Source organism: Micromonospora sp. SYSU B005 (assembly GCF_055362685.1).
Genome location: NZ_JAXCFU010000018.1, coordinates 32,832 through 55,010 on the forward strand (window position 1 = coordinate 32,832; position 22,179 = coordinate 55,010).

Annotated in this window: 23 protein-coding genes; 15 read left to right on the forward strand and 8 right to left on the reverse strand. The window is 72.7% G+C overall.

Annotated elements, in window-relative coordinates; all coding sequences use genetic code 11:
• Positions 1-7 precede the first annotated feature (7 nt).
• The 3 genes from SM452_RS27490 to SM452_RS27500 form a co-directional block, all read right to left on the reverse strand.
• Entirely contained in the window at positions 8-391 is a 384-nt protein-coding gene (locus tag SM452_RS27490; RefSeq protein ID WP_355511121.1) for a globin, read from the reverse strand.
• A gap of 78 nt (positions 392-469) precedes the next feature.
• A complete protein-coding gene (locus SM452_RS27495) occupies positions 470-1,843 on the reverse strand; it encodes an MFS transporter (RefSeq protein WP_262014132.1) in 1,374 nt (457 codons plus the stop codon).
• A 233-nt stretch (positions 1,844-2,076) separates the two neighbouring features.
• A complete protein-coding gene (locus SM452_RS27500) occupies positions 2,077-3,105 on the reverse strand; it encodes a mechanosensitive ion channel family protein (RefSeq protein WP_402807933.1) in 1,029 nt (342 codons plus the stop codon).
• Between the two features lie 255 nt (positions 3,106-3,360).
• Here SM452_RS27500 and SM452_RS27505 point away from each other — a divergent pair, with 255 nt between their 5' ends.
• Positions 3,361-3,900 carry an HNH endonuclease gene (locus SM452_RS27505; protein ID WP_013288071.1) on the forward strand — a complete coding sequence of 180 codons (540 nt, stop codon included), beginning with the start codon at positions 3,361-3,363 and terminating at the stop codon, positions 3,898-3,900.
• A gap of 9 nt (positions 3,901-3,909) precedes the next feature.
• On the opposite strand, the gene SM452_RS27510 is transcribed toward SM452_RS27505, so the two are convergent.
• From SM452_RS27510 to SM452_RS27520, 3 genes are all read right to left on the reverse strand, one after another.
• Positions 3,910-4,779 carry a class F sortase gene (locus tag SM452_RS27510; protein ID WP_262014134.1) on the reverse strand — a complete coding sequence of 290 codons (870 nt, stop codon included), beginning with the start codon at positions 4,777-4,779 and terminating at the stop codon, positions 3,910-3,912.
• Between the two features lie 14 nt (positions 4,780-4,793).
• Complete coding sequence (locus tag SM452_RS27515) at positions 4,794-5,303, reverse strand: hypothetical protein (RefSeq protein WP_135241659.1); 510 nt, start codon at positions 5,301-5,303, stop codon at positions 4,794-4,796.
• A gap of 78 nt (positions 5,304-5,381) precedes the next feature.
• Complete coding sequence (locus SM452_RS27520; RefSeq protein ID WP_091423095.1) at positions 5,382-5,822, reverse strand: Lrp/AsnC family transcriptional regulator; 441 nt, start codon at positions 5,820-5,822, stop codon at positions 5,382-5,384.
• A gap of 142 nt (positions 5,823-5,964) precedes the next feature.
• Between SM452_RS27520 and SM452_RS27525 the strand changes: the two genes are divergently transcribed.
• From SM452_RS27525 to SM452_RS27590, 14 genes are all read left to right on the forward strand, one after another.
• Positions 5,965-6,849, forward strand: coding sequence for a tryptophan 2,3-dioxygenase (locus SM452_RS27525; RefSeq protein WP_013288067.1), 885 nt, complete (start codon positions 5,965-5,967; stop codon positions 6,847-6,849).
• 14 nt (positions 6,850-6,863) lie between these two features.
• Entirely contained in the window at positions 6,864-8,144 is a 1,281-nt protein-coding gene (gene kynU / locus SM452_RS27530) for a kynureninase (protein ID WP_357209724.1), read from the forward strand.
• Positions 8,145-8,146: 2 nt separating this feature from the next.
• Positions 8,147-9,478, forward strand: a complete 1,332-nt coding sequence (locus SM452_RS27535; RefSeq protein WP_262014157.1) for an FAD-dependent oxidoreductase — start codon at positions 8,147-8,149, stop codon at positions 9,476-9,478.
• Between the two features lie 20 nt (positions 9,479-9,498).
• Positions 9,499-10,980, forward strand: a complete 1,482-nt coding sequence (locus tag SM452_RS27540; RefSeq protein WP_463841010.1) for a 2-hydroxymuconic semialdehyde dehydrogenase — start codon at positions 9,499-9,501, stop codon at positions 10,978-10,980.
• A gap of 53 nt (positions 10,981-11,033) precedes the next feature.
• Entirely contained in the window at positions 11,034-11,831 is a 798-nt protein-coding gene (locus SM452_RS27545; protein ID WP_262014136.1) for a 2-keto-4-pentenoate hydratase, read from the forward strand.
• Entirely contained in the window at positions 11,828-12,763 is a 936-nt protein-coding gene (locus SM452_RS27550; RefSeq protein WP_357209725.1) for an acetaldehyde dehydrogenase (acetylating), read from the forward strand. Before SM452_RS27545 ends, SM452_RS27550 begins: the two co-directional genes overlap by 4 nt.
• Positions 12,760-13,818: a 4-hydroxy-2-oxovalerate aldolase gene (gene dmpG / locus SM452_RS27555; RefSeq protein WP_262014138.1), complete on the forward strand. Its 1,059-nt coding sequence runs from the start codon at positions 12,760-12,762 to the stop codon at positions 13,816-13,818. The genes SM452_RS27550 and dmpG overlap by 4 nt, the downstream gene beginning before the upstream one ends.
• Positions 13,815-14,588 carry a 2-keto-4-pentenoate hydratase gene (locus tag SM452_RS27560; RefSeq protein WP_091423125.1) on the forward strand — a complete coding sequence of 258 codons (774 nt, stop codon included), beginning with the start codon at positions 13,815-13,817 and terminating at the stop codon, positions 14,586-14,588. Before dmpG ends, SM452_RS27560 begins: the two co-directional genes overlap by 4 nt.
• Positions 14,585-15,010, forward strand: a complete 426-nt coding sequence (locus SM452_RS27565; RefSeq protein WP_194803402.1) for a RidA family protein — start codon at positions 14,585-14,587, stop codon at positions 15,008-15,010. The genes SM452_RS27560 and SM452_RS27565 overlap by 4 nt, the downstream gene beginning before the upstream one ends.
• Positions 15,003-15,527, forward strand: coding sequence for a 3-hydroxyanthranilate 3,4-dioxygenase (locus SM452_RS27570; RefSeq protein WP_269704516.1), 525 nt, complete (start codon positions 15,003-15,005; stop codon positions 15,525-15,527). The genes SM452_RS27565 and SM452_RS27570 overlap by 8 nt, the downstream gene beginning before the upstream one ends.
• 3 nt (positions 15,528-15,530) lie before the next feature.
• Entirely contained in the window at positions 15,531-16,529 is a 999-nt protein-coding gene (locus SM452_RS27575) for an amidohydrolase family protein (protein ID WP_262014140.1), read from the forward strand.
• Between the two features lie 117 nt (positions 16,530-16,646).
• Positions 16,647-18,119 carry an amidase gene (locus tag SM452_RS27580; protein ID WP_355511060.1) on the forward strand — a complete coding sequence of 491 codons (1,473 nt, stop codon included), beginning with the start codon at positions 16,647-16,649 and terminating at the stop codon, positions 18,117-18,119.
• Between the two features lie 52 nt (positions 18,120-18,171).
• The gene (gene ctaJ / locus SM452_RS27585; RefSeq protein ID WP_013475475.1) at positions 18,172-18,474 is read left to right on the forward strand and encodes an aa3-type cytochrome oxidase subunit CtaJ; all 303 of its coding nucleotides are present in this window, start codon (positions 18,172-18,174) and stop codon (positions 18,472-18,474) included.
• Entirely contained in the window at positions 18,461-18,874 is a 414-nt protein-coding gene (locus tag SM452_RS27590; protein ID WP_262014142.1) for a DUF5130 domain-containing protein, read from the forward strand. Before ctaJ ends, SM452_RS27590 begins: the two co-directional genes overlap by 14 nt.
• Before the next feature lie 63 nt (positions 18,875-18,937).
• Here SM452_RS27590 and SM452_RS27595 read toward each other — a convergent pair whose 3' ends face one another.
• Both SM452_RS27595 and pepN read right to left on the reverse strand, forming a co-directional pair.
• The gene (locus SM452_RS27595; RefSeq protein WP_355511063.1) at positions 18,938-19,501 is read right to left on the reverse strand and encodes a Uma2 family endonuclease; all 564 of its coding nucleotides are present in this window, start codon (positions 19,499-19,501) and stop codon (positions 18,938-18,940) included.
• An 82-nt stretch (positions 19,502-19,583) separates the two neighbouring features.
• Positions 19,584-22,130 carry an aminopeptidase N gene (gene pepN, locus SM452_RS27600; protein ID WP_262014143.1) on the reverse strand — a complete coding sequence of 849 codons (2,547 nt, stop codon included), beginning with the start codon at positions 22,128-22,130 and terminating at the stop codon, positions 19,584-19,586.
• Between the last annotated feature and the right edge of the window lie 49 nt (positions 22,131-22,179).

Sequence of the window (22,179 nt, forward strand, 5' to 3'; positions counted from 1 at the left end):
GCCGGGCTCAGCCGGCCGGGTCCTCCATCACGTTCACCATGAAGTAGGCGGCCCGCTCCAGGTAGTCCCAGAGCGCGGCGGCGAGCTGCGGCGGCAGGTCCAGCGCGTCCACCGCCCGGCGCATGTGGTGCAGCCAGGCGTCCCGCTCGGCCGCGCCGATCCGGAACGGGGCGTGCCGCATCCGCAGCCGCGGGTGGCCGCGCTGCTCCGAGTAGGTGTGCGGGCCACCCCAGTACTGGATGAGGAACAGGGTCAGCCGGTCCGCCGCCGGGCCCAGGTCCTCCTCCGGGTACATCGGCCGCAGCAGCGGGTCGTCGGCCACACCGGCGTAGAACTCGTCCACCAGCTTGCGGAAGGCCGGTTCGCCGCCGATCGCCTCGAAGAGGGTCATCGACTCGCCTGGGGAAGTCACGCTTCCATCCTGCCAGGTGCGGCCCGGCACCCGCGCCCGCCCGCCGGGCGGCGCGGATCACGTCACCGCGTGCCGGCGTCGGCCGTGCTCCCGGTTCCGGTCACCGGACGCGGGGCCGGGCGCGTGGGAGTGCGCCGGTCCGCCACCGGCCGCCGACTCCGCGCGGGCGGCCGCGACGGCCTCGTGGATCACCTGTGGCCGGGGCCAGGCGAGCGCCGCCACCGACATGATCAGCACCCCCGCGGCGCTCCACACGCCGACCACCGACGGGACCGAGAAGCGCTCGGCGAGCGCGCCCGTGGCCAGCACCGCGGCGCCCTGGATGATCTGTGTGCCGCTGGCCATGACGCCGAACGCCCGGGCCCGGAAGCCCTCCGGGAGCGCTTGCACGAACAGGCCGTTGGCGACCGGGACGAGCCCGGCGACGGCGAAGCCGCAGCCGGCGGCCAGCAGCGCCACCACCGCCGGCGGCGGGTTGAACAGCGCGGGTACGAGCGTCGCCGGCGCGATGATCATCAACGGTCGCATCAGCGTCAGCCGCCGGTCCGGGCCGACGAGCCGGCTGATGGTCAGCCCGCCGAGGATGTATCCGACCGGGACGGCGGCCATGATCAGACCTTGGGCGGTGCCGGCGTCCATCCGGCCGTCGGTCCGGTCGGCGGCCCAGCCCGCGGCCAGCCCTTCGGGGACGATCGAGAAGAGCATCGCGCTGAACACCAGCACCGCGATGGCGCGCAGCACCGGCCGCTCGAAGACGATCCGGAAGCCCTGGACGGTCTCCCGCAGCAGGTGGCTGCGGTGCACCTCGGTCATCGCCGGTGGCCGCTCGCGTACGCCGAAGCGGACGATCGCGGCCGACACGGCGAAGGTCACGGCGTTGACGAGCAGCGCGGTGTTCGGGTTGAGCGCCGCCACCGTGGCGCCGATCAGGTAGCCGACGACCTGGGCGGCCTGACCGGCGCTGGTGAACGCGGCCAGGCCCACGACCAGCCGGTCCCCGGTCAGGATGTGCGGCATCAACGCGGACCGCGCCGCCTGGCTCGGCGGGTTCGCGAGCGTGGCCAGGAAGATCAGCGCGAAGATCGACCAGGTCGGCATCCAGGGCATCGCGACCAGCGCCATCAGCGCCATCCGCAGCAGGTCGCAGACGACCATGACCCGGCGGTAGTGGTGCCGCTCGGCGAGCGCGGAGAGCAGCGGGCCGCCGACCAGCCAGGGAAGGTAGCTGGCGGCGAACGCGGCGGCGGAGAGCGCGACCGAATCGGTCTCGCGCAGCACGAGCACGGTGACCGCGGCGCGGGCCAGATAGTCACCCACCCAGGAGAGGGTGTTGGCGGCGAAGATGGCGCGGAACTCCGACTGACCGAAGACGTCCCGGAATGTGGCCGGGGCCTCCCGGGCGGGTCGCGCGTCGGACACCGTCGCCTCCATCGTTCCTGGTCGACCACTTGTGATGGCCCGACCGGGAACCGTCGTCAGATCGATCGATCAGCGAGGACACGAGCACGCCCCCCGGTGGAGCGTGTGCACCGGATTCTGCCCGATCGTCTGACAACTGGCTAGGGCGAACGGATTGATCGTCGCATCTCCGACTGAACGAACGGACGATACCCGAGGGGCCGCGCGGTGCGGAACCCCGGAAATCGTCCGGCTCGTCCGGCGGCTCAGGTGGGTCCGCCGGTACCAGTACCCTCGGCGGCGGGCGGCGCCGGCGGCTGGACCGGGAGGCCGGGGAACAGCCGGGCAGCCGCGATCTGCGCGACGATCCCCGAGTTCTCCAACGCCTCCGCGAGGCGGCGGCGCAGCTCACGCCCGACCGCGAACTGCCCGTCAGCGGTGGTCTTGACGACGGTACGGATCACCGCGCCGTCGACAGTCATCTGCTCGACGCCCAGGACCTCCGGCTGCTCCACGATGCTCGGCGCCAGCTCCGGGTCCAGCGCCACCGAGGCCGCCGCGGTACGCAGCACGGCGGTGGCCTCCTCGGTGCCGGCGAACCCGATCGGCAGGTCGACCACGACGAGCGCCCAGCCCTGGCTCTTGTTCCCGACGCGGACGATCTCGCCGTTGCGGATGTACCAGAGCACGCCCCGGCCGTCCCGGACCGTGGTGACCCGCAGCCCGACCGCCTCGACCACGCCTGTGGCCTCGCCCAGGTCGACCGTGTCGCCGACGCCGTACTGGTCCTCGATCAGCATGAACAGGCCGGCGATCAGGTCCTTGACCAGGCTCTGCGCGCCGAAGCCGAGCGCCACGCCGGCGATGCCCGCGCTGGCCAGCAGCGGGGCCAGGTCGAAGCTGAACTCCTTGAGCACCATCAGCAGCGCGATGCCGAAGACGAACGCGGTGACCATGCTGCGCAGCACCGACCCGATCGCCTCGGCCCGCTGCCGCCGCCGCTCCGGCACGAACTGGTCCGGGTCGAGCGTGGCGCTGGGGATGCGTTCCCGCAGCGGGCGGAGCATGGTCGGCACCGCGCCCTGGGTGGTGGTCCGCACCAGCCGGTTGATGGTCCGGTGCAGCGCCCACCGGGCGGCCACCGCGATCAACAGGATCAACGCGACCCGTAGCGGCTTCAGCAGGACCCAGTAGCTGCTCTCGGCGAACCAGGCGGAGCCGGTGAGCCGGTACAGGAACTCGCAGGAACTGCTGCCCTGGCAGTCCGGCTTCCGGTCGGAGAAGGCCGACAGCAGGGCGGAGATCAGGTCGGAGACGTTCACCCTGCTTTCGTACCGCACCGGTGACGGGCGGCGGACACCGCCACCTCGGCGAAGTGTCGCTACCGGAGGGGGTAGCCCGGATTAGTACGTGCAATCCGGGGCGCGATCAGGGACTATTGGCGCAACGGACGTCGGTGATCCGGCCGGCGTCGGAGCCGTTCCGCGCTGTCCGCGGGGCGGTTCCGGCGCAGACGAGGCGGGAACGACTGGACCGGGAGGGTGAGCGCGATGCCTGACATACGACCCACGGCGGGCTCCGGTGCACTCGTTCTCAACGCCACCTACGAGCCCCTGTGCGTCGTGTCGGTGCGTCGTGCCGCGATCCTCGTCCTCAGCGCCAAGGCGGTCTGCGTCGCCGACGGCGAGGGCATCCTGCACAGCGCGCGCAACGCGTTACCGGTGCCCTCTGTGGTGCGCCTGACCCGCTACGTCCGGGTGCCGTACCGCACCCACGTCGGGTTGTCCCGGCGGGCGGTGTTCGCCCGCGACGGGTGGCGGTGCGCGTACTGCCGAGGGCCGGCCGAGACCATCGACCACGTCTTCCCGCGCAGCCGGGGCGGCCGGCACGCCTGGGAGAACGTGGTCGCCGCGTGCGCGCGGTGCAACCACACCAAAGGCGACAAGACGCCCGCCGAGCTGGGCTGGCGGCTGCACCACCTGCCGGCCGCGCCCAAAGGAGCCGCCTGGCGGGTGCTCGGGCACCGCGCCCCCGACCCGCGCTGGGCGGACTGGCTCGACCTGCGCGAGCCCGAGCCCGAGGCGGCCTGACCCGCCCGCTCAACGCGCCTTGACCAGCGCGGCGTAGACGACCAGGTTGTCCGCGTACCCGGTCTCGCCGCCCACCCAGCGCCCGCCGCAGGTGATCAGCCGCAGGTTGGGCCGGCTGAAGTCGCCGTAGACGTCCTCCACCGGCAGCTTCTCCTTGCCGTACCGCTCGATCGACGTCACCTCGAACACCGCCACCGAGCGGTCCTCGCGGGTCACCTCGATCCGGTCGCCGTCGTCGAGGTCCTTCAGCCCGTGGAAGACGGCCGGACCGGTGGTGGTGTCGACGTGCCCGACGAGCACCGCCGGGCCGTACTGGCCGGGCGTGGGGCCCTTGTCGTACCAGCCGACCTCGCCTGCGCGCTCCACGTCCGGCACCGCGATGCTGCCGTCGGGCGCGATGCCGACCCGGTGCACCGGCGCGCGCAGGTTCAGCTTGCCGATGCTCAGGTCCGTCGGCGGGCTGGCCGGCAGGACCGGGAACTTCTTCGGTGGCGGGCGCAGGCCGGCCACGATCCGGTCCGGCAGCACGCTGACGCCGGTCACCCGTTCCACGCCGAGCATGGCGACGATCAGGGCCATCACGCTCGCCACCACGAGCACCGGGATCCCGGGGCTGCGGCTCGGGGCGTACCGGCGGGTGGTGGTCCCGGCGGCGCGGGCCGGGACCGGCCGGGACTGCGGGTCGGCGGTGGCGACGCTGGCCGAGAACGCGTGCCCGGCGACGTGGGCGAACCGGCGCGCGGCGCGGGACGTCAGCCGCAGCGCGGCCCGGAGCCGGCCGGCGCGCTGTCGCGACCGGCGGCCGGGACGGGCGGCGTCGCGGCGTCTGCGGTCCGCCGCCGGGCCGGTACGGTCCCGGCGGCGCGATGAGCGGGCCATTGCGGCACCTCTCGTCAGGCACGGCCGCCGGTCTTACGGCGGGCACTCACACCGGCCACCACTGCCACCGCGACCAGACCGCCGACGAGCAGCAGCGAACCGGTGCCCCGGCTACCCGCGGTGCCACCGCCGCCGGTCGCCGGTCCCTTGCTCGGCTGCGCCATGTTGAGCACGGTGAGCATGGTCGAGGCGGTGTTGCCGTTGGAGCAGTCCAGGTTCACCGGGTAGTCGCCGGGCGCCTTGTTGCCGGGCACGGTGACCGAGCCGGTGAGGAAGCCGTTGTCCGGCCGCAGCGTCACCCGCCCGAAGGCGTCCGAGGTGACCTGCGCCTGACGGTTGTTGCTGTTGTCGCAGCCGGCCCGCAGGTTGACCCGGGAACCGGCCTGGACGCTGTTCGGCGTCACCTCGATGAACACGCTCTCCCCGGCCCGGGCCGGCGGCGCGGTGGTCAGGACGAACGCCGCCACCAGGCCGAACAGGCCCAGCAGGGACGACAACGCACGATGTGACAGGAGCCCTCGCATGGTTCCCCCCTCCCGGCGCGACGGTGCGCCGGACCACTGACGGGCAGCGGCGCCTGCTTTCCCGGAGGGCGGGGGAAGCTAACGGGGCGCCTTGACCACGGGGTGCCAGGCCAGCGGGGTGGAGAGCACCATCGTGCTGGACGGCTGCCCGTACGGCGCGAGGCGGTCGATGACCTCCTCGAACTCACCCATGTTGGTGGCGGCGACCTTGAGCATGCTGCACGCGTCACCGGTGATCCGGTGGATCTCCATGATCTCCGGCCAGCCCGCGACGTCGGGGTCGTTGAGGATGCAGCGCGCGCCGTAGCAGGACATCCGGATCAGGGCGAGCACCGTCCGCCCGGCCCGGGTGAGGTCGACGTGGGCGTGGTAGCCGGTGATCACACCGGATTCCTCCAGCCGCCGGACCCGCTCGGCCACAGCGGGCGGCGACAGGTGGACCCGGCGGGACAACTCGCTGTACGACAGCCGGGCGTCGGCCTGGAGCTCGCGCAGCAGCGCCCAGTCCATGTCGTCCACGCGCGGACCTTCCTTCCGTAAAGACAGCGACGCGAGATGGTTTCGGTTCGCGAAGTGAGACCACCATACCGCCGTTGAACAGGCATTCCATTCGGCCGCCCACCAGCGGGATCATGACGTCTACCCCGCGCACGGACGGAGAATGACTGTGGAACAGACGACGGCGGTGCGCCCGGTAACCCCCCAGGAACGGGCGGCTCGGGCGGCGCGCAACGGCGGCGAGCCGACGCTGGAGTTCGCCGACCGCGTGCCGTACGACGCGTACGTGCGGGCCAGCACGCTGCACCGGCTCCAGGAGCCGCTCAGCGACGACCCGGGCGAGATGTCCTTCCTGATGGTCAGCCAGATCATGGAGCTGTACTTCGGTCTGACCTGCCACGAGCTGCGGCACGCCAAGCGCGAGCTGCGCGAGGACCGGATCTGGGAGGCGCTGCCCCCGCTGCGCCGCGCCGCCCTGCACCTGGAGGGCCTCAACGCCGCGTGGCACGGCCTGCGCTGGATGAGCCCGGCCGACTTCAACCGCTTCCGCGACCGGCTCGGCGAGGGCTCCGGCTTCCAGTCCGCCATGTACCGGCAGCTGGAGTTCCTGCTCGGCCTGCGCGACCGGGCGCTGATCCGTCCGTTCCGCCGGCAGACCGAGGTGTACGACGAGCTGACCGCCGCGCTGGCCACGCCGAGCCTCTGGGACGAGGTGGTGGCGCTGCTCGCCCGCAAGGGCTTCGACGTGCCGGCCGAGCTGCTGTCGCGGGACGTGAACGCCGAGCACGAGGGACACCCGGCGATCGAGGCGGCCTGGGTCCGGATCTACGGCGACAACGGGCCGGACAACCACCTCCGCCTGCTCGGCGACGCGCTGACCGAGATCGCCGAGGAGTTCGGCGACTGGCGCTGGAACCACGTCAAGGCCGTCCAGCGCACGATGGGCGCCAAGGTCGGCAGCGGCGGTTCCGCCGGCCTGGCATGGTTGCAGCGCAGCATGGCCCGGGTGGTCTTCCCGGAGCTGTGGTCGGCCCGCACCGCGATGTGACGAGAGAGAACAGCATGCACACCCCCGAGAACGAAGCCCTCCGCCGCGACGCCGCAGACCCCGGCCACCGGCACCTGTTCCACATCCCACCCGCCGACGGCGGGCGCTACCCCGACACGGCGTACCTGGCGGGCAACTCGCTCGGCCTCCAGCCGCGGGCCACCCGGGACGAACTCCTCGCCGACCTGGACGCCTGGCAGCGCCTGGGCGTCGAGGGGCACCTGGAGTCGGAGCGGCCCTGGCTGCCGTACCACGAGCTGCTGACCGCGCCGGCCGCCCGCCTGGTCGGCGCGCTGCCCGCGGAGACCGTGGTGATGAACTCCCTCACGGTGAACCTGCACCTGCTGATGGTCAGCTTCTACCGGCCGGCCGGCGAGCGCACCCGCATCGTCATCGAGGACAGCGCGTTCCCCTCGGACAGCTACGCCGTGCGCAGCCAGGCCCGCTTCCACGGCCTGGACCCGGACACCACTGTGGTACGCCTCAAGCCGCGTCCCGGCTCGGACACGCTCGGCACCGAGGACGTGCTGGACTTCCTGGCCCGCGAGGGCCACACGGTGGCGCTGCTGATGCTCGGCGGCGTGAACTACCTGACCGGCGAGCTGATGGACATCCCGGCCATCACCGCCGCCGGCCGCGCCGCGGGCGCCGTCGTCGGCTGGGACCTGGCGCACGCCGCCGGCAACGTGCCGCTCGCGCTGCACGACTGGGACGTGGACTTCGCCGCCTGGTGTTCGTACAAGTACCTCAACTCCGGCCCCGGCGCGCTGGGCGGTGTCTTCGTCCACGAGCGGCACCTCGGCGACCCGTCGATCCCGCGGTTCGAGGGCTGGTGGAGCACCGAGGCGGCCACCCGGTTCGAGATGACCCCGGTGTCCCGGCCGCCGGCCACCGTGGAGGCGTGGCAGATCTCCAACCCGCCGATCTTCGCGATGGGCCCGGTGCGTACCTCGCTGGAGCTGTTCGACTCCGTCGGCATGCCGGCGCTGCGCGAGCGCAGCCTGCGGCTCACCGCCTGGCTGGAGCAGCTGCTCGACGAGGTGACGCCCGGCCGTCCGCTCGCCGTGGTCACCCCGCGCGACCCGGCCCGCCGCGGCTGCCAGCTCTCGGTGCGGATCGGGGTCGGTAGCGCCAACGAGCTGACCAAGCGGCTGCGGCACGAGCACGGCGTGGTCGCCGACGCCCGGGAGCCGGACATCGTCCGGTTCGCGCCGGTGCCGCTCTACTCGACGTACCACGACTGCTGGCGGGTCGCCGAGGCGCTGGCGGCAACTGTTGAGAAGGAGGGCTCGTGAGCGTGACGAGTGAGCGCGACGAGATCGCGGTGGTCGGCGCCGGGCTGGCCGGCTGTCTGCTGGCCTGCTACCTGGCCCGGCGCGGCTACCCGGTGGCCCTCTACGAGCGGCGGCCCGACCCGCGTACCGGCACCGTCGAGCGGGGCCGGTCGATCAACCTGGCGCTGTCCGAGCGCGGCCTGGACGCGCTGCGCCGCATCGGCCTGGAGGACGAGGTGATGGCGGACGCGCTGCCGATGCGCGGCCGCATGATCCACCCGGTCGAGGGCGAGCCGGAGTTCCAGTCCTACAGCGGCTCCGGGGACCGGGCGATCAACTCGATCAGCCGGGGCGCGCTGAACAACGCGCTGCTCGACGCCGCCGCCGCGCTGCCGAACGTGCGCGTCGCGTTCGACCACCGGCTGGTCGGGCTCGACCCGCTCGGCGGCGAGATGACGTTCGAGACGCCGCAGGGCAAGGTCACCGCCACCGCCTCGGTCATCCTCGGCGCCGACGGCGCCGGCTCCGCGGTGCGCGGGCAACTGCTCGCGTACGGCGGCCTGACCGAGAGCCTGGACTTCCTCGACTACGGCTACAAGGAGCTGACCATCCCGCCGCTGGGCGGGGAGTTCGCGCTCGACCCGGGCGCGCTGCACATCTGGCCGCGCGGCACCTCGATGATGATCGCGCTGCCGAACCCGGACCGCTCCTTCACCTGCACGCTGTTCTGGCCCACCCACGGCACCCGCAGCTTCGCCTCGCTGAGCAGCCCGGCGGCGATCGAGCGGTTCTTCGCCACGCACTACCCGGACCTGGTCCCGCTCGCGCCGAACCTGGTCGACGACTACCAGCACAACCCGGTGGGTGTGCTCGGCACTGTGCGCTGCACGCCGTGGCAGGTAGCCGGCAAGGTCGGCCTGATCGGCGACGCCGCGCACGCCATCGTGCCGTTCTACGGCCAGGGCGCGAACTGCGCGTTCGAGGACGTGGTCGAGCTGGACCGCTGCCTCGACGAGTGCGACGACGAGTGGGCAGCCGCGCTGCCGCTGTTCCAGCACCGCCGCCAGGACAACGCCGAGGCGATCGCCCGGATGGCGCTGGCGAACTTCGTGGAGATGCGGGACAAGGTCGCCTCGCCGGTGTTCCGCACCCGCAAGCAGGTCGAGCACGCGCTGGAACGCGCGCTGCCCGGCCGCTACGTCTCCCAGTACGAGCTGGTCTCCTTCTCCACCACCCCGTACGCGCAGGTGCGCCGCCGGGTGCGGCGGCAGTACGCCGTCGTCGGCGCGGTCGCCTCCGGTGTGCTGGCGTTGCTGGCCACCGCCGTCGGCGCGGCCGTGGAGCGACGCCGATGACGCTCTGGGACCCCCGGCTGATGGCCGGGCACGCGCCGGACGGCCCCGGCCTGCTGCGCAACTTCGTCGGCGGCGAGTTCGTCGATGCCGGTTCCCGGTTCACCAAGCGCAGCCCGGTCACCGGCGAGCCGGTGTTCGAGGTGGTCGAGGCGTCGCAGTCGACTGTGGACGACGCGGTAGCGGCGGCCCGGGCGGCGCTGCGCGGCCCGTGGGGCCGGATGGGGGAGCGGGAACGCGCCGAGGTGCTGCGCCGGGTCGCCGACGAGCTGGAGCGGCGCTTCGACGACCTGGTCGCCGCCGAGGTTGCGGACACCGGCAAGGCCATCTCGCAGGCCCGGACGCTCGACATCCCGCGCGGCGCGGCGAACTTCCGGGCGTTCGCCGAGATCGTGGCGACCGCGCCCACCGAGTCGTTCACCACAGTCACCCCGGCCGGGGGCCGGGCGCTGAACTACGCGGTCCGCAAGCCGGTCGGCGTGGTCGCGGTGATCGTGCCGTGGAACCTGCCGCTGCTGCTGCTCACCTGGAAGGTCGCCCCGGCCCTGGCCTGCGGCAACGCCGTGGTGGTCAAGCCCAGCGAGGAGACCCCCGCGTCGGCCACGCTGCTGGCCGAGGTGATGGCCGCGGCGGGCGTGCCCGACGGCGTGTTCAACCTGGTGCACGGCTTCGGCCCCGGCTCGGCCGGCGAGCACCTGACCCGGCACCCGGGCGTGGACGCGATCACGTTCACCGGCGAGTCGGCGACCGGTAGCGCGATCATGCGCGCCGCCGCCGACGGGGTGAAGGCGGTCAGCTTCGAACTGGGCGGCAAGAACGCCGGCCTGGTGTTCGCCGACGCCGACCTGGACGCGGCGGTCGCCGGTTCGGTGCGGTCCAGCTTCACCAACGGCGGCCAGGTGTGCCTGTGCACCGAGCGCATCTACGTGCAGCGGCCGGTGTTCGAGGAGTTCACCGCGCGGCTGGCCAAGCGCGCCGACGAGCTGGCGTACGGCTGGCCGGACGACGAGGCGACGGCGAACATGCCGCTCATCTCGCACGGCCACCGGGACAAGGTGCTCGGCCACTACGCGCTGGCCCGTACCGAGGGCGCCGAGGTGCGTGCCGGTGGCGGCACGCTGCGCTTCGGCGACGCCCGCGACGGCGGGGCGTACGTGCAGCCGACGGTGCTCACCGGCCTGGGCGCGGACGCCCGCACCAACCAGGAGGAGATCTTCGGCCCGGTGGTGCACGTCGCGCCGTTCGACGACGAGGACGAGGCGTTCGCGCTCGCGAACGGCACCGCCTACGGCCTCGCGGCGACGGTGTGGACGCGGGACGTGGGCCGGGCGCACCGGGCCGGCGCCCGGCTCGACGCGGGCATCGTCTGGGTCAACACCTGGTTCCTGCGCGACCTGCGCACCCCGTTCGGCGGAGTGAAGGCGTCCGGCGTGGGCCGCGAGGGCGGCGTGCACTCGCTCGACTTCTATTCGGAACTGACAAACGTCTGCGTGGACCTCACATGAGCGCGCGTGGGCAGAATGGCCGGAATCCCCAGCGACGTAAGCGAGGAGCCGCCATGACCGTGGACATCGAGGCCGCCAACCGGGAACTCGCCGTGGCCCGGCAGGACGGGAAGCCCTGCCCGCCGCTGCGCGGCCGGTTGCTGCCCGAGGGCGACATCGAGGCCGCGTACCAGGTGCAGCAGGTCTACACCCGGCAACGGCTGGGCAAGGGACACCGCCGCGTCGGCGCGAAGATCGGCCTGACGTCGCGGACCGTGCAGGAGAGCTTCGGCGTCTTCCAGCCCGACTTCGGGGTGCTCTTCGACGACATGGCCGTCGGTGACGGCGTCGAGGTGCCGATCGACCGGCTGCTCCAGCCGCGGGTGGAGGCGGAGATCGCCTTCGTGCTCGGCGCGGACCTGCCGGACGAGCGGGTCACCACAGTCGACCTGATCCGGGCGGTGGACCACGTGCTGCCGGCCATCGAGATCGTCGACTCGCGGATCGCGGACTGGGACATCTCCATCGTGGACACGGTGGCGGACAACGCCTCCAGCGGGCTGTTCGTGCTCGGCACCGCGCCCCGGCGGCTCGCGGACGTCGACCTGCGGCTGTGCGGCATGGTGCTGGAGCACGCCGGTGAGCCGGTCTCGGTCGGCGCGGGCGCGGCCTGCCTCGGCAATCCGCTGCACGCGTTGCAGTGGCTGGCCGCGACCATGGCCCGGGCGGGCGACCCGCTCAAGGCCGGTGACGTGGTGCTCTCCGGCGCGCTCGGGCCGATGGTGCCGGTCACGCCCGGCGCCGCGTACGAGGCGCGCATCTCCGGGCTCGGCTCGGTGCGTACCTGTTTCTCGCGGGAGGGAACGTCATGACTGTCGGAGTGGCGGTGCTCGGGTCGGGCAACATCGGCACCGACCTGATGATCAAGGTGCTGCGGCTGAGTGAGAGCCTGCGCATGGTGGCGATGGCCGGCATCGACCCGGCCTCGGACGGTCTGGCCCGGGCCCGCCGGCTCGGCGTGACCACCACCGCCGAGGGCGTCGACGGCCTCGTGGCGCTGCCCGAGTTCGCGGACGTCCAGCTCGTCTTCGACGCCACCTCGGCCGGCGCGCACAAGCGTCACGACGAGGTGCTGCGGGCACACGGCCGCACCGTCGTCGACCTGACGCCCGCGGCGATCGGCCCGTACGTGGTGCCGCCGGTGAACCTCGACGAGCACCTGGGCGAGCCGAACGTCAACATGGTGACCTGCGGCGGGCAGGCCACGGTGCCGATCGTGCACGCGGTCGGCCGGGTCACCCCCGTCGCGTACGGCGAGATCGTCGCCTCGATCGCCTCGAAGTCGGCCGGGCCCGGCACCCGGGCCAACATCGACGAGTTCACCGAGACCACCGCCCGCGCCATCGAGGTGGTCGGCGGCGCCGAGCGCGGCAAGGCCATCATCGTGCTGAACCCGGCCGACCCGCCGCTGCTCATGCGCGACACGGTCTACTGCCTGTGCCCGGACGCCGACGCCGACCGGGTGAAGATCGCCGCCTCGGTGGCCGACATGGTGAAGACCGTGCAGGAGTACGTGCCCGGCTACCGGCTCAAGCAGGACGTGCAGTTCGACGCCGTGGACACGTACGCGCCGGTGCTCGGCCGGCACTTCACCGGCCTCCAGGTGTCGGTGTTCCTGGAGGTCTCCGGCGCCGGGCACTACCTGCCCGCGTACGCCGGGAACCTGGACATCATGACGTCGGCCGCGCTGCGTACCGCGGAGCGGCTGGTGGCGCTGCGTTCCCCGGAGGGGGCACCCCGATGACCGACCTCTACATCCAGGACGTGACGCTGCGCGACGGCATGCACGCCATCGCCCACCGCTACACGGTCGACCAGGTGCGTACCATCGCCGCCGCGCTCGACGCCGCAGGTGTGGCGGCGGTCGAGGTGGCGCACGGCGACGGCCTGGCCGGTTCCAGCGTCAACTACGGGCACGGCGCCGCCGCCGACGCGGACTGGATCGCCGCCGCCGCCGAGGTGCTGACCACCGCGCGGCTCACCACGCTGCTGCTGCCGGGCATCGGCACCATCGCCGACCTGAAGGCGGCGAAGGCGCTCGGCGTGACAAGCGTCCGGATCGCCACGCACTGCACCGAGGCGGACATCTCCGCCCAGCACATCGCGTGGGCCCGGGAGAACGACATGGACGTCTCCGGGTTCCTGATGATGTCGCACCTCAACGACCCGGCCGGGCTGGCCGCGCAGGCCAAGCTGATGGAGTCGTACGGCGCGCACTGCGTCTACGTCACCGACTCCGGCGGGCGGCTGCTGATGTCGGACGTGGCGCAGCGCGTCGACGCGTACCGGCAGGTGCTGGAACCGGAGACGCAGATCGGCATCCACGCGCACCACAACCTGTCGCTGGGTGTGGCGAACAGCGTGCTCGCGGTCGAGCACGGCCGGATCCTCGGCGACGGCCCGCTCGGCTCGCCGTCCGGGCGGACCGTCCGGGTGGACGCGTCGCTCGCCGGCATGGGCGCCGGCGCGGGCAACGCGCCGCTGGAGGTCTTCGTCGCGGTCGCCGAGCTGCACGGCTGGAAGCACGGCTGCGACGTGTTCGCGCTGATGGACGCCGCCGACGACCTGGTCCGCCCGTTGCAGGACCGGCCGGTCCAGGTGGACCGGGAGACGCTCTCCCTCGGGTACGCGGGCGTCTACTCCAGCTTCCTGCGGCACGCCGAGCGGGCCTCGGCCAAGTACGGCGTGGACGTCCGCTCGATCCTGGTCGAGCTGGGCCGTCGCCGGATGGTCGGCGGCCAGGAGGACATGATCGTGGACGTGGCACTGGACCTGGCGAGCAAGGAGAGCAACTCATGATCGGGCCGGACATCGCCGGCATCGCGGAGAAGCTGGGCGCGGCGGCCGACGACGCCACCGCGATCCCGCAGCTGGCCGCCGAGACCGGCCTCGACGTCGACGCCGCGTACGCGGTGCAGACCGCGCTGGTGCAGCGCCGCCTCGACCGGGGTGAGCGGCTGGTCGGCCTCAAGATGGGGCTCACCAGCAAGGCCAAGATGGCGCAGGTCGGCGTGGACGAGGTGATCTGGGGCCGGCTGACCGACGTGATGCGGGTACCGGACGGCGGCGGCGTCGACGTGGGCGACTTCATCCACCCCCGGGTCGAGCCGGAGGTGGCGTTCCTGCTGGACCGGCTGCCCGACCCGGGCGAACCGGTCGGCTCGTTCACCCGTGCGGTACGCGCGGTCGCCCCGGCGATCGAGCTGATCGACTCCCGGTACGCGAACTTCACCTTCTCGCTGCCGGACGTGATCGCCGACAACACCTCGGCCGCCGCGTTCGTGGTCGGGCCGTGGTCGCCGGTGCCGGACGGGCTGGACAACCTCGGCGTGCTGCTGGAGATCGACGGGCGGGTGGCGCAGGTCGGCTCGACCGCCGCCATCCTCGGCGACCCGCGCCGCGCGCTGGACGAGGGCCTGCGGCTGGCCGGCCGGCACGGCGTACGGCTGCGCAAGGGCTGGGTGTTCCTGGCCGGCGCGGCCACCGCCGCGGTGCCGCTGCGCCCCGGGGCGCACGTCCGCGCCACAGTGGAGAAGCTGGGTTCCGCCTCCCTGAAGGCCCTCCCATGACGGCCCGCGTGGTGGCCGGCAAGGCCGTGCCGCGGGGTGCGTTCCCGCACGTCAAGGTGGCCGGCGGGTTCGTCTACGTCTCCGGTACGTCGTCGCGCCGGCCGGACAACACGTTCGCCGGGGTGTCGGTGGACGAGTTCGGCACCACCGACCTGGACATCCGCGAGCAGACCCGGGCCGTGATCGAGAACATCCGCGACCTGCTCCGCTCGGTCGGCGCCGACCTGAGCGATCTGGTGCAGGTCACCAGCTACCTGGTCAACATGAACGACTTCGGCGGCTACAACGAGGTGTGGGCGGAGTTCTTCGACGCCACCGGGCCGACCCGGACCACAGTCGCCGTGCACCAGCTTCCGCACCCGCATCTGCTGATCGAGATGCAGGCCGTCGCCCTACTTCCGTCGGGAGGTTCCCATGAGTGAGATCGCCGAGCCGTTCAGCTTCTCCGGCTGGATCGGCGAGAACCAGCACCTGCTCAAGCCCCCGGTGGGCAACAAGGAGATGCTGCCCGGCAGCGACGACTTCATCGTCATGGTGGTGGGCGGCCCGAACCAGCGCACGGACTTCCACGTCGACCCGTACGAGGAGTTCTTCTACCAGGTCAAGGGCAACATGCACATCAACCTGATGCTGCCCGAGGGCCCGCGTACGGTGCACGTGCGCGAGGGGCAGATGTGGATGCTGCCGCGCAACACCCCGCACTCGCCGCAGCGCCCGGAGGCCGGCTCGATCGGCATGGTGATCGAGCGGGTCCGCGAGGAGGGCACGCTGGAGAAGTTCCAGTGGTACTGCGCCGAGTGCGACCACAAGGTGCACGAGGTCGAGTTGCAGGTTCGCGACATCGCCGCCGACCTGCCCCCGGTCTTCGCCGCGTTCTACGCCGACGAGAAGGCCCGCACCTGCGACAACTGCGGCGCGCTGCACCCCGGCAAGGGCTGACGCGTGCCGGTCGTGGACGTGCACACGCACGTCGTACCGAAGGGGTGGCCGGACCTCGCCGCGGCGTGCGGCGGGTCCGGCTGGCCCTGGCTGCGGGTGGACTCCGAGCGCGCCGCCATGATCATGGTGGGGGAGACGGAGTTCCGCCCGGTCGGCGCGCAGTGCTGGGACGCGCCGGCCCGGCTGGCCGACATGGACGCCGACGGCGTGGACGTGCAGGTCGTCTCGCCGACCCCGGTGTTCTTCAGCTACGACCGCCCGGCCGACCAGGCGGTCAAGGTGGCCCGGATCTTCAACGACCTCACGCTGGAGGTCACCGCCGGCGGTGGCGGCCGGCTGGTGCCGTTCTGCCAGGTACCGTTGCAGGACCCGGACGCGGCCTGCGCCGAGCTGGACCGCTGCCTGTCGGCCGGGCACGCCGGGGTGGAGATCGGCAACCACGTCGGTGACCGGGACCTGGACGACGAGGGCATCGTGCAGTTCCTGACCCACTGCGCCGAGGTCGGCGCGCCGGTGTTCGTGCACCCGTGGGACATGCCCGGCGGCCCCCGGCTGGACCGGTGGATGGCCCGCTGGCTGACCGGAATGCCGGCCGAGACGCACCTGTCGGTGCTCGCGTTGATCCTCGGCGGCGTGTTCGACCGGGTGCCGGACACGCTGCGGATCTGCTTCGCGCACGGCGGCGGCAGCTTCCCGTTCTGGCTGGGCCGCGCCGACAACGCCTGGCACCGCCGGGGCGACCTGGTACGCGGCGCGTCGAGCGCACCGCCCAGCTCGTACGTCGACAGGTTCCACGTCGACTCGGTGGTCTTCGAACCGGCGGCGCTGCGGCTGCTCGTGGACACCATGGGCGCCGAGCGGGTGCTGCTCGGCAGCGACTACCCGTACCCGCTGGGGGAGCGGCCGGTCGGCGACGTGGTGCACCGGGCGGACTTCCTCACCGACGCGCAGCGGGACGCGCTGCTCGGCGGCAACGCGCTGCGGTTCCTCGGCCGCCGCTGAAGCCGGCGCGGGTGCGTCCGTCGTCGCCCTAGAGTCGACGGACGCACCCGGTGCTGCTCAGGACCGGCCGGACGTGTCGCCCGGCCTCCCGGCCGCCGGACCGGCAGGATGGACGGCATGGCCGAGCCGCACGACCTGACCGCGCTGGAACAGGCCGCCGCGATCCGCCGGGGCGAGCTGTCCAGCCTGGAACTGGTCGAGCACCACCTGCGCCGGGTCGAGGCACTCGGCGACACCGTCGGCGCGTTCGTCACCGTCACCGCCGAACAGGCCCGGGCCGCCGCCCGCGCCGCCGACGCGGTCGCGGCCGAGGAACGCTGCCCGCTGCACGGCGTGCCGACCGCGATCAAGGACCTCACGCTCACCGCCGGGGTCCGCACCACCTTCGGCTCCGCCGCCTTCGCCGACTTCGTCCCGCCGGTCGACGCCGACGTGGTCCGCCTCCTGGCCGACGCCGGCCTGGTCAGCCTCGGCAAGACCACCACCTCCGAACTGGGCTGCTCGCTCTACTCGGAGGGACTGGTGGCGCCGCCGGCCCGCAACCCGTGGGACCTCGCGTACACAGCGGGCGGGTCCAGCGGCGGCGCGGCCGCCGCGGTCGCCGCCGGGCTGGTGCCGGTGGCGCAGGGCTCCGACGGTGGCGGCTCGCTGCGCATCCCGGCCGCGCTCTGCGGGCTGGTCGGCTACAAGCCCAGCCGGGGCGTGGTCTCCGGCGGGCCGCTCGGCTTCGGCGGCTTCGGCCTGCCGGTGAACGGGCCGATCGGCCGCACCGTCGCCGACGTGGCCGCGCTGCTCGACGTGCTCGCCCGCCCGGTACCCGGCGAGCCGTACCTGCCGCCGGCCGCGCCCGCCGGCGGCTACCTAGGCGTCACCCGCGCCGCCCGCGTCGCCGGCCCCGGCCGGCTGCGCGTCGGCCGCTTCACCACGCCGATGCTCGCCGACGAACCGGTCCACCCGGACTGCGTGGCCGCCGTCGACCGGGCCGCCGCGCTGCTCACCGACGCCGGCCACGAGGTGGTCGACGTCCCCGCACCGCTCGGCCCCGAGGCGTGGCCGCTGTTCGAGACCGTCTGGTACGCGCTGGCGGTCACCCCCGTCCCGGCCGGGCGGGAGGGCGACCTGCTGCCGCTGACCCGGTACCTGCGCGAGCGCGGCGAGGCGCTCGGCGCGGCCCGGCTGATGGCCGCGCTCGGCGAACTCCAGGCGCAGGTACGCCGTGGCGTACGCCGTACCGCCGGGTGTGACCTGCTGCTCTGCCCGACGCTCGCGGCCCCGCAGGCGCCGGTGGGCGCGTTCGCCGCCCTCGAACCGGCAGCGGACTTCGACCGGCAGCGGCGCTTCTCGCCGTACTGCGCGGTCTTCAACGTCACGGGCGATCCGTCCGTTTCGTTACCTCTCGGACGGACCGCCGACGGGCTTCCGGTCGGGGTGCTCCTCACCGGCCGGTACGGCGACGACGCGACACTGCTCGCCACTGCCGCGCAACTGGAGCACCGGAGTGACGGATGGGATCAGCACCCCGCAATCTGGCGGGCCGCCGACTCCGCTAACGTGAACATCACAAGTGACGTGGGGCGCGACCGGTCCTGACCGGCCGACCCGCACCATTCCTGGTCTCTCTTTCCGCCTGGGGGCGTTGGGATTGTCTGTTACCGAGACGTTGGTGGTCTTCGTCGGCATCCCGGCCGCCGCGGTGCTGCTGATCGCCGCCCTGGCGGCCGTCGGCAGCCGCGGCAACGGTGGCGGCGCCAAGCGCTACCGGCCGGGCCGGCCCTTCGACTTCACTCCGGTCTGGTTCCTGGGCCGTCCGGAGCAGCTGGCCGACTCGGCCGGCACGGCGCTGGCCGCCGGGGCGCAGGCGCCGGCGTTGACCAGCCGCAAGCAGGAGCAGGCCGGCCGGGAGGCGCCGGCCGGTGGAACCGGAGGCGCAAGTGACCGTTGGTGAAGCGCGGCCCACGACGGGGACAGGCACCCCGCCCGACGTGCTGGACGGACCGTTCTCGACCCGTCAGCTGCTCCGCATCGACGAGGCGCTGCGCCTCGCCGACCAGGGCACCGGCCTGGTCTTCTCGGTCTACGTCGGCGGCCTCGACGAGCCGATCCGGGAGCACGCCGAGCGGCTGCACCGCCAGCTCGCCGAACCGGACCGCTCGGTGCTGATCGCGGTGTCGCCCAACCAGCGGCAGCTGGAGATCGTCACCGGCAAGTACGCGCGCAAGCGCATCCCGGACACGTACGCCAAGCTGGCCGCGCTCTCCATGGTGGCCTCCTTCGGCGGCGGCGACCTGGCCGGCGGCATCATCCAGGGCCTCGACCAGCTCGCCAGCCACGCCGGCAAGGGCTGATCCCCGCCCGCACACACGACGAAGCCCGGCCCCGCGTACGCGGGGCCGGGCTTTCTCGTCGTCTCAGCGGGGCCAGGCGGAGGGATCCAGGCGCATGGGCCACGGCTCGTCGAGCTGGACGGGGTCATCCGGCCCGAGTGTGCCCATCAGGTTGTAGTGGACGCCCTTGACCAGTTGGTAGCGGTAGATCACCGGGCCGAAGTCGCCTCGCTCCACCCGCCAGTAGTGCGGGATGCCGGCCTCGGCATAGAGCGGAGGCTTGATCAGCCGGTCATACCGGCGGCTGCTGGGTGACTCGATCTCGACGACGAGCGCGACATCCGAGGGGTGCGTCCACAAGCCGTCCGGGGGAGCGCTGGGCTTCAGCACGGAGATGTCCGGAATGAGATTGGCGACAGGCGCCCGAAGTCCGGCCTCCCGAATGACCCACCAACCGGTCGGCGCAGTGGCCTGGAGCGCCGATCGGATCTCGTCGGCCAGAAGTTGATGCCCGTACCCGGGAGGTGGGGTCACGTGCAGGCTCCCGTCGATGATCTCGTAGCGGCTTCCGTCCTCGGGGAGGTCGGACAGGTCCTGCTCCTGCCACGGCCGCTCCGGCGGGCGCCACTCGTGGGTCGGTTGTGCCATCACGTCCACCTCCTCCACACACGATAACGGCCGGGGCCGGCGCGGGCTGCCACCCGCGCCGGCCCCGGCCGGCATGCCTCACTCAGGCGCTGCGCGCGTCCCGCTCCCGGGCCTTCAGCGCGCGGACCACGCCGTCGCGGCCCTCCGCCACCAGCCGCCGCAGCGACGCCGGCCGCCCGTCCTGGGCCAGCCACGCGTCGGTGGCCGCGACGGTGTCCTCCTCGACCAGGTACGACGGGTACGCGAGCTGCACGAACTCCTGCGCCGGCTCGCTGTCACGCTGCGCCCACACCTGGTCCACGGTGGCGAAGTACCGCTCCCGGTAGGGCGCGGTCAGCTCGACCTGCGCCGGGTGGGTGAGGCCCTGCAGCAGCGCCCGGTTACGCCAGTTCGGCAGCGCGTCCGGGCCGGTGAGCAGCGCCCACACCGCCGCCTTGTTCTCGGCGGTCGGCACCAGCGCGTGCGCGTACGCGGCCTCCCGCTCGCCGCTGGCGGTACGGTCGGTGGCCAGCTCCGCGTCCACGTCGGCCGCACCCGCCGCACCGTTGGCGACGAGCGACTGGAGCACCGTCCAGCGCAGCTCGGTGTCCACGGTCAGGCCCTCCGGCACCCCGTTGCCGTCCAGCCAGCCGCGCAGCGTCGCCAGGTCCTCGCCGGAGCGGGCCGACGAGGCGTACGCCCGGGCCCAGGCGAGCTGGAAGCCGCTGCCCGGCTCGGCCGCCGCGAGCGCGGTCCGTGCGGTACGGGACAGGTCGGCCCAGCCGGTCGGCGCCCACGCCGGGTCGGCGTAGAAGGTGAGCGCCGTGGTCGCCTGCCGCAGCGTCGCAGTCACCAGGTTGATGTCGGTCTCGGCGGTCAGCCCGGCCAGCACCAGCGCCACGTAGTCGCGGGCCGACAGCTCGGCGTCACGGGTCATGTCCCACGCGGCGGTCCAGCACAGCGCCCGCGCCAGCGACGAGTCGAAGCCGGCGATGTGCTGCACCACAGTGGCCATCGACCGCTCATCCAGCCGCAGCTTGGCGTACGTCAGGTCCTCGTCGTTGAGCAGCAGCACGTCGGCGGCCCGCTTGCCGTGCAGCTCGGACAGCTCGGTCAGCTCGCCGGTCACGTCCGTCTCGATCAGCTCCCGGCGCACCAGCCGGCCGTCGGTCAGGTCGTACAGGCCCACGCCGATTCGGTGGGTACGCAGCGTCGGGTAGCCCGACGGCGCCTCCTGACGGACCACCACCCGCTCGTACGTGCCGTCGGCGCCGATGGTCACCTCCGGGCGCAACGTGTTGACCTGCGCGGTCTCCAGCCACTGGGCGGCGAACTTGCGCAGCTCCCGGCCGGAGGCCGCCTCCAGCTCGGACAGCAGGTCGTCGAACGTGGCGTTGCCCCAGGCGTACTTGCCGAAGTAGGCGCGCAGACCGGCCAGGAACGGCTCCTCACCCACGTACGCGACGAGCTGCTTGAGCACGCTCGCGCCCTTGGCGTACGTGATGCCGTCGAAGTTGACCTCGACGGCCTCCAGGTCCGGCATCTCGCAGTAGACCGGGTGGGTGGAGGAGAGCTGGTCCTGCCGGTAACCCCAGTTCTTGCGGATCGACAGGAACGTGGTCCACGCGTCGGTGAAGCGGGTGGCGTGCGTGTTGCACCAGTGGCTGGCCCACTCGGCGAACGACTCGTTCAGCCACAGGTCGTTCCACCAGCGCATGGTGACCAGGTCACCGAACCACATGTGCGCCAGCTCGTGCAGGATCGTGTTGGCGCGCTGCTCGTACTCGAAGTCGGTGACCTGCGACCGGAAGATGTAGTGCGACTCGGCGTGCGTGACGCAGCCGAAGTTCTCCATCGCGCCGGCGTTGAAGTCCGGCACCCAGAGCTGGTCGTACTTGGGCAGCGGGTAGCGGACGCCGAACTTCTCCTGGAAGAAGTCGAAGCCCTGCGTGGTGATCAGGTGCAGGTCGTCGGCGTCCATGTGCGGCGCCATGCTGGCCCGGCAGAAGTAGCCCATGTCGATGCCGTCGTGGCTGCGGCGCACCTCGTGGTACGGCCCCGCGCACAGCGCGGTGATGTAGGTGCTCATCCGCTCCGAGACGGTGAAGTGCACCGTCTTCAAGCCCTCACCGGCCGCCTCCTCGCGGGCCACCGGCATGTTCGACACGACCCGCCAGTGGTCCGGGACGGTGGCGTGCCAGGTGTAGACGCTCTTCAGGTCGGGCTGGTCGAAGCAGGCGTAGACCTTCTGCGCGTCGGCGGTCTCGAACTGGCTGTAGAGGTAGGTCTCGCCGTCCACCGGGTCGACCGTGCGGTGCAGGCCCTGCCCGCTGTTGGAGTAGCCGAAGTCGGCGTCGACCACCAGCACGTTCTCGGCGGCCAGGCCGCTGAGCGTGAGTCCCTTCTCGGCGGACCAGCCGGACAGGTCCACCGGCTCGCCGTTGAGCGTGGCCGACCGCACCGATTCCGCGGCTGTCTCGATGAACGTCGTCGCCCCCGGTTCGGCGCAGCGGAACCGGACCTCGGTCACCGAGCGGAACGTGCGACCGGTGGGCTGCACCGCGGTCGACAGGTCAAGGCTGATGTCGTACCCGGTCACCTCGAGCAGGCGGGCCCGCTCGGTAGCCTCGACCTGGGTCAGGTTGCGCACTCCCGGCACTGTTCGTCTCCATCCCACTCGTCTCGCCGCGCCCCGCGGC

What these genes read in the sequence shown, in the direction of transcription:
- SM452_RS27540 (WP_463841010.1), top strand. Translation starts at nt 9,499, where the DNA reads ATGGCCGGGCACGCGCCGGACGGCCCCGGCCTGCTGCGCAACTTCGTC.
- dmpG (WP_262014138.1), top strand. Translation starts at nt 12,760, where the DNA reads ATGACCGACCTCTACATCCAGGACGTGACGCTGCGCGACGGCATGCAC.
- SM452_RS27545 (WP_262014136.1), top strand. Translation starts at nt 11,034, where the DNA reads ATGACCGTGGACATCGAGGCCGCCAACCGGGAACTCGCCGTGGCCCGG.
- SM452_RS27570 (WP_269704516.1), top strand. Translation starts at nt 15,003, where the DNA reads ATGAGTGAGATCGCCGAGCCGTTCAGCTTCTCCGGCTGGATCGGCGAG.
- SM452_RS27515 (WP_135241659.1), bottom strand. Translation starts at nt 5,303, where the DNA reads ATGCGAGGGCTCCTGTCACATCGTGCGTTGTCGTCCCTGCTGGGCCTG.
- kynU (WP_357209724.1), top strand. Translation starts at nt 6,864, where the DNA reads ATGCACACCCCCGAGAACGAAGCCCTCCGCCGCGACGCCGCAGACCCC.
- SM452_RS27495 (WP_262014132.1), bottom strand. Translation starts at nt 1,843, where the DNA reads ATGGAGGCGACGGTGTCCGACGCGCGACCCGCCCGGGAGGCCCCGGCC.
- SM452_RS27510 (WP_262014134.1), bottom strand. Translation starts at nt 4,779, where the DNA reads ATGGCCCGCTCATCGCGCCGCCGGGACCGTACCGGCCCGGCGGCGGAC.
- SM452_RS27505 (WP_013288071.1), top strand. Translation starts at nt 3,361, where the DNA reads ATGCCTGACATACGACCCACGGCGGGCTCCGGTGCACTCGTTCTCAAC.
- SM452_RS27490 (WP_355511121.1), bottom strand. Translation starts at nt 391, where the DNA reads ATGACCCTCTTCGAGGCGATCGGCGGCGAACCGGCCTTCCGCAAGCTG.
- SM452_RS27560 (WP_091423125.1), top strand. Translation starts at nt 13,815, where the DNA reads ATGATCGGGCCGGACATCGCCGGCATCGCGGAGAAGCTGGGCGCGGCG.
- SM452_RS27580 (WP_355511060.1), top strand. Translation starts at nt 16,647, where the DNA reads ATGGCCGAGCCGCACGACCTGACCGCGCTGGAACAGGCCGCCGCGATC.
- SM452_RS27595 (WP_355511063.1), bottom strand. Translation starts at nt 19,501, where the DNA reads ATGGCACAACCGACCCACGAGTGGCGCCCGCCGGAGCGGCCGTGGCAG.
- SM452_RS27550 (WP_357209725.1), top strand. Translation starts at nt 11,828, where the DNA reads ATGACTGTCGGAGTGGCGGTGCTCGGGTCGGGCAACATCGGCACCGAC.
- SM452_RS27565 (WP_194803402.1), top strand. Translation starts at nt 14,585, where the DNA reads ATGACGGCCCGCGTGGTGGCCGGCAAGGCCGTGCCGCGGGGTGCGTTC.
- SM452_RS27525 (WP_013288067.1), top strand. Translation starts at nt 5,965, where the DNA reads ATGACTGTGGAACAGACGACGGCGGTGCGCCCGGTAACCCCCCAGGAA.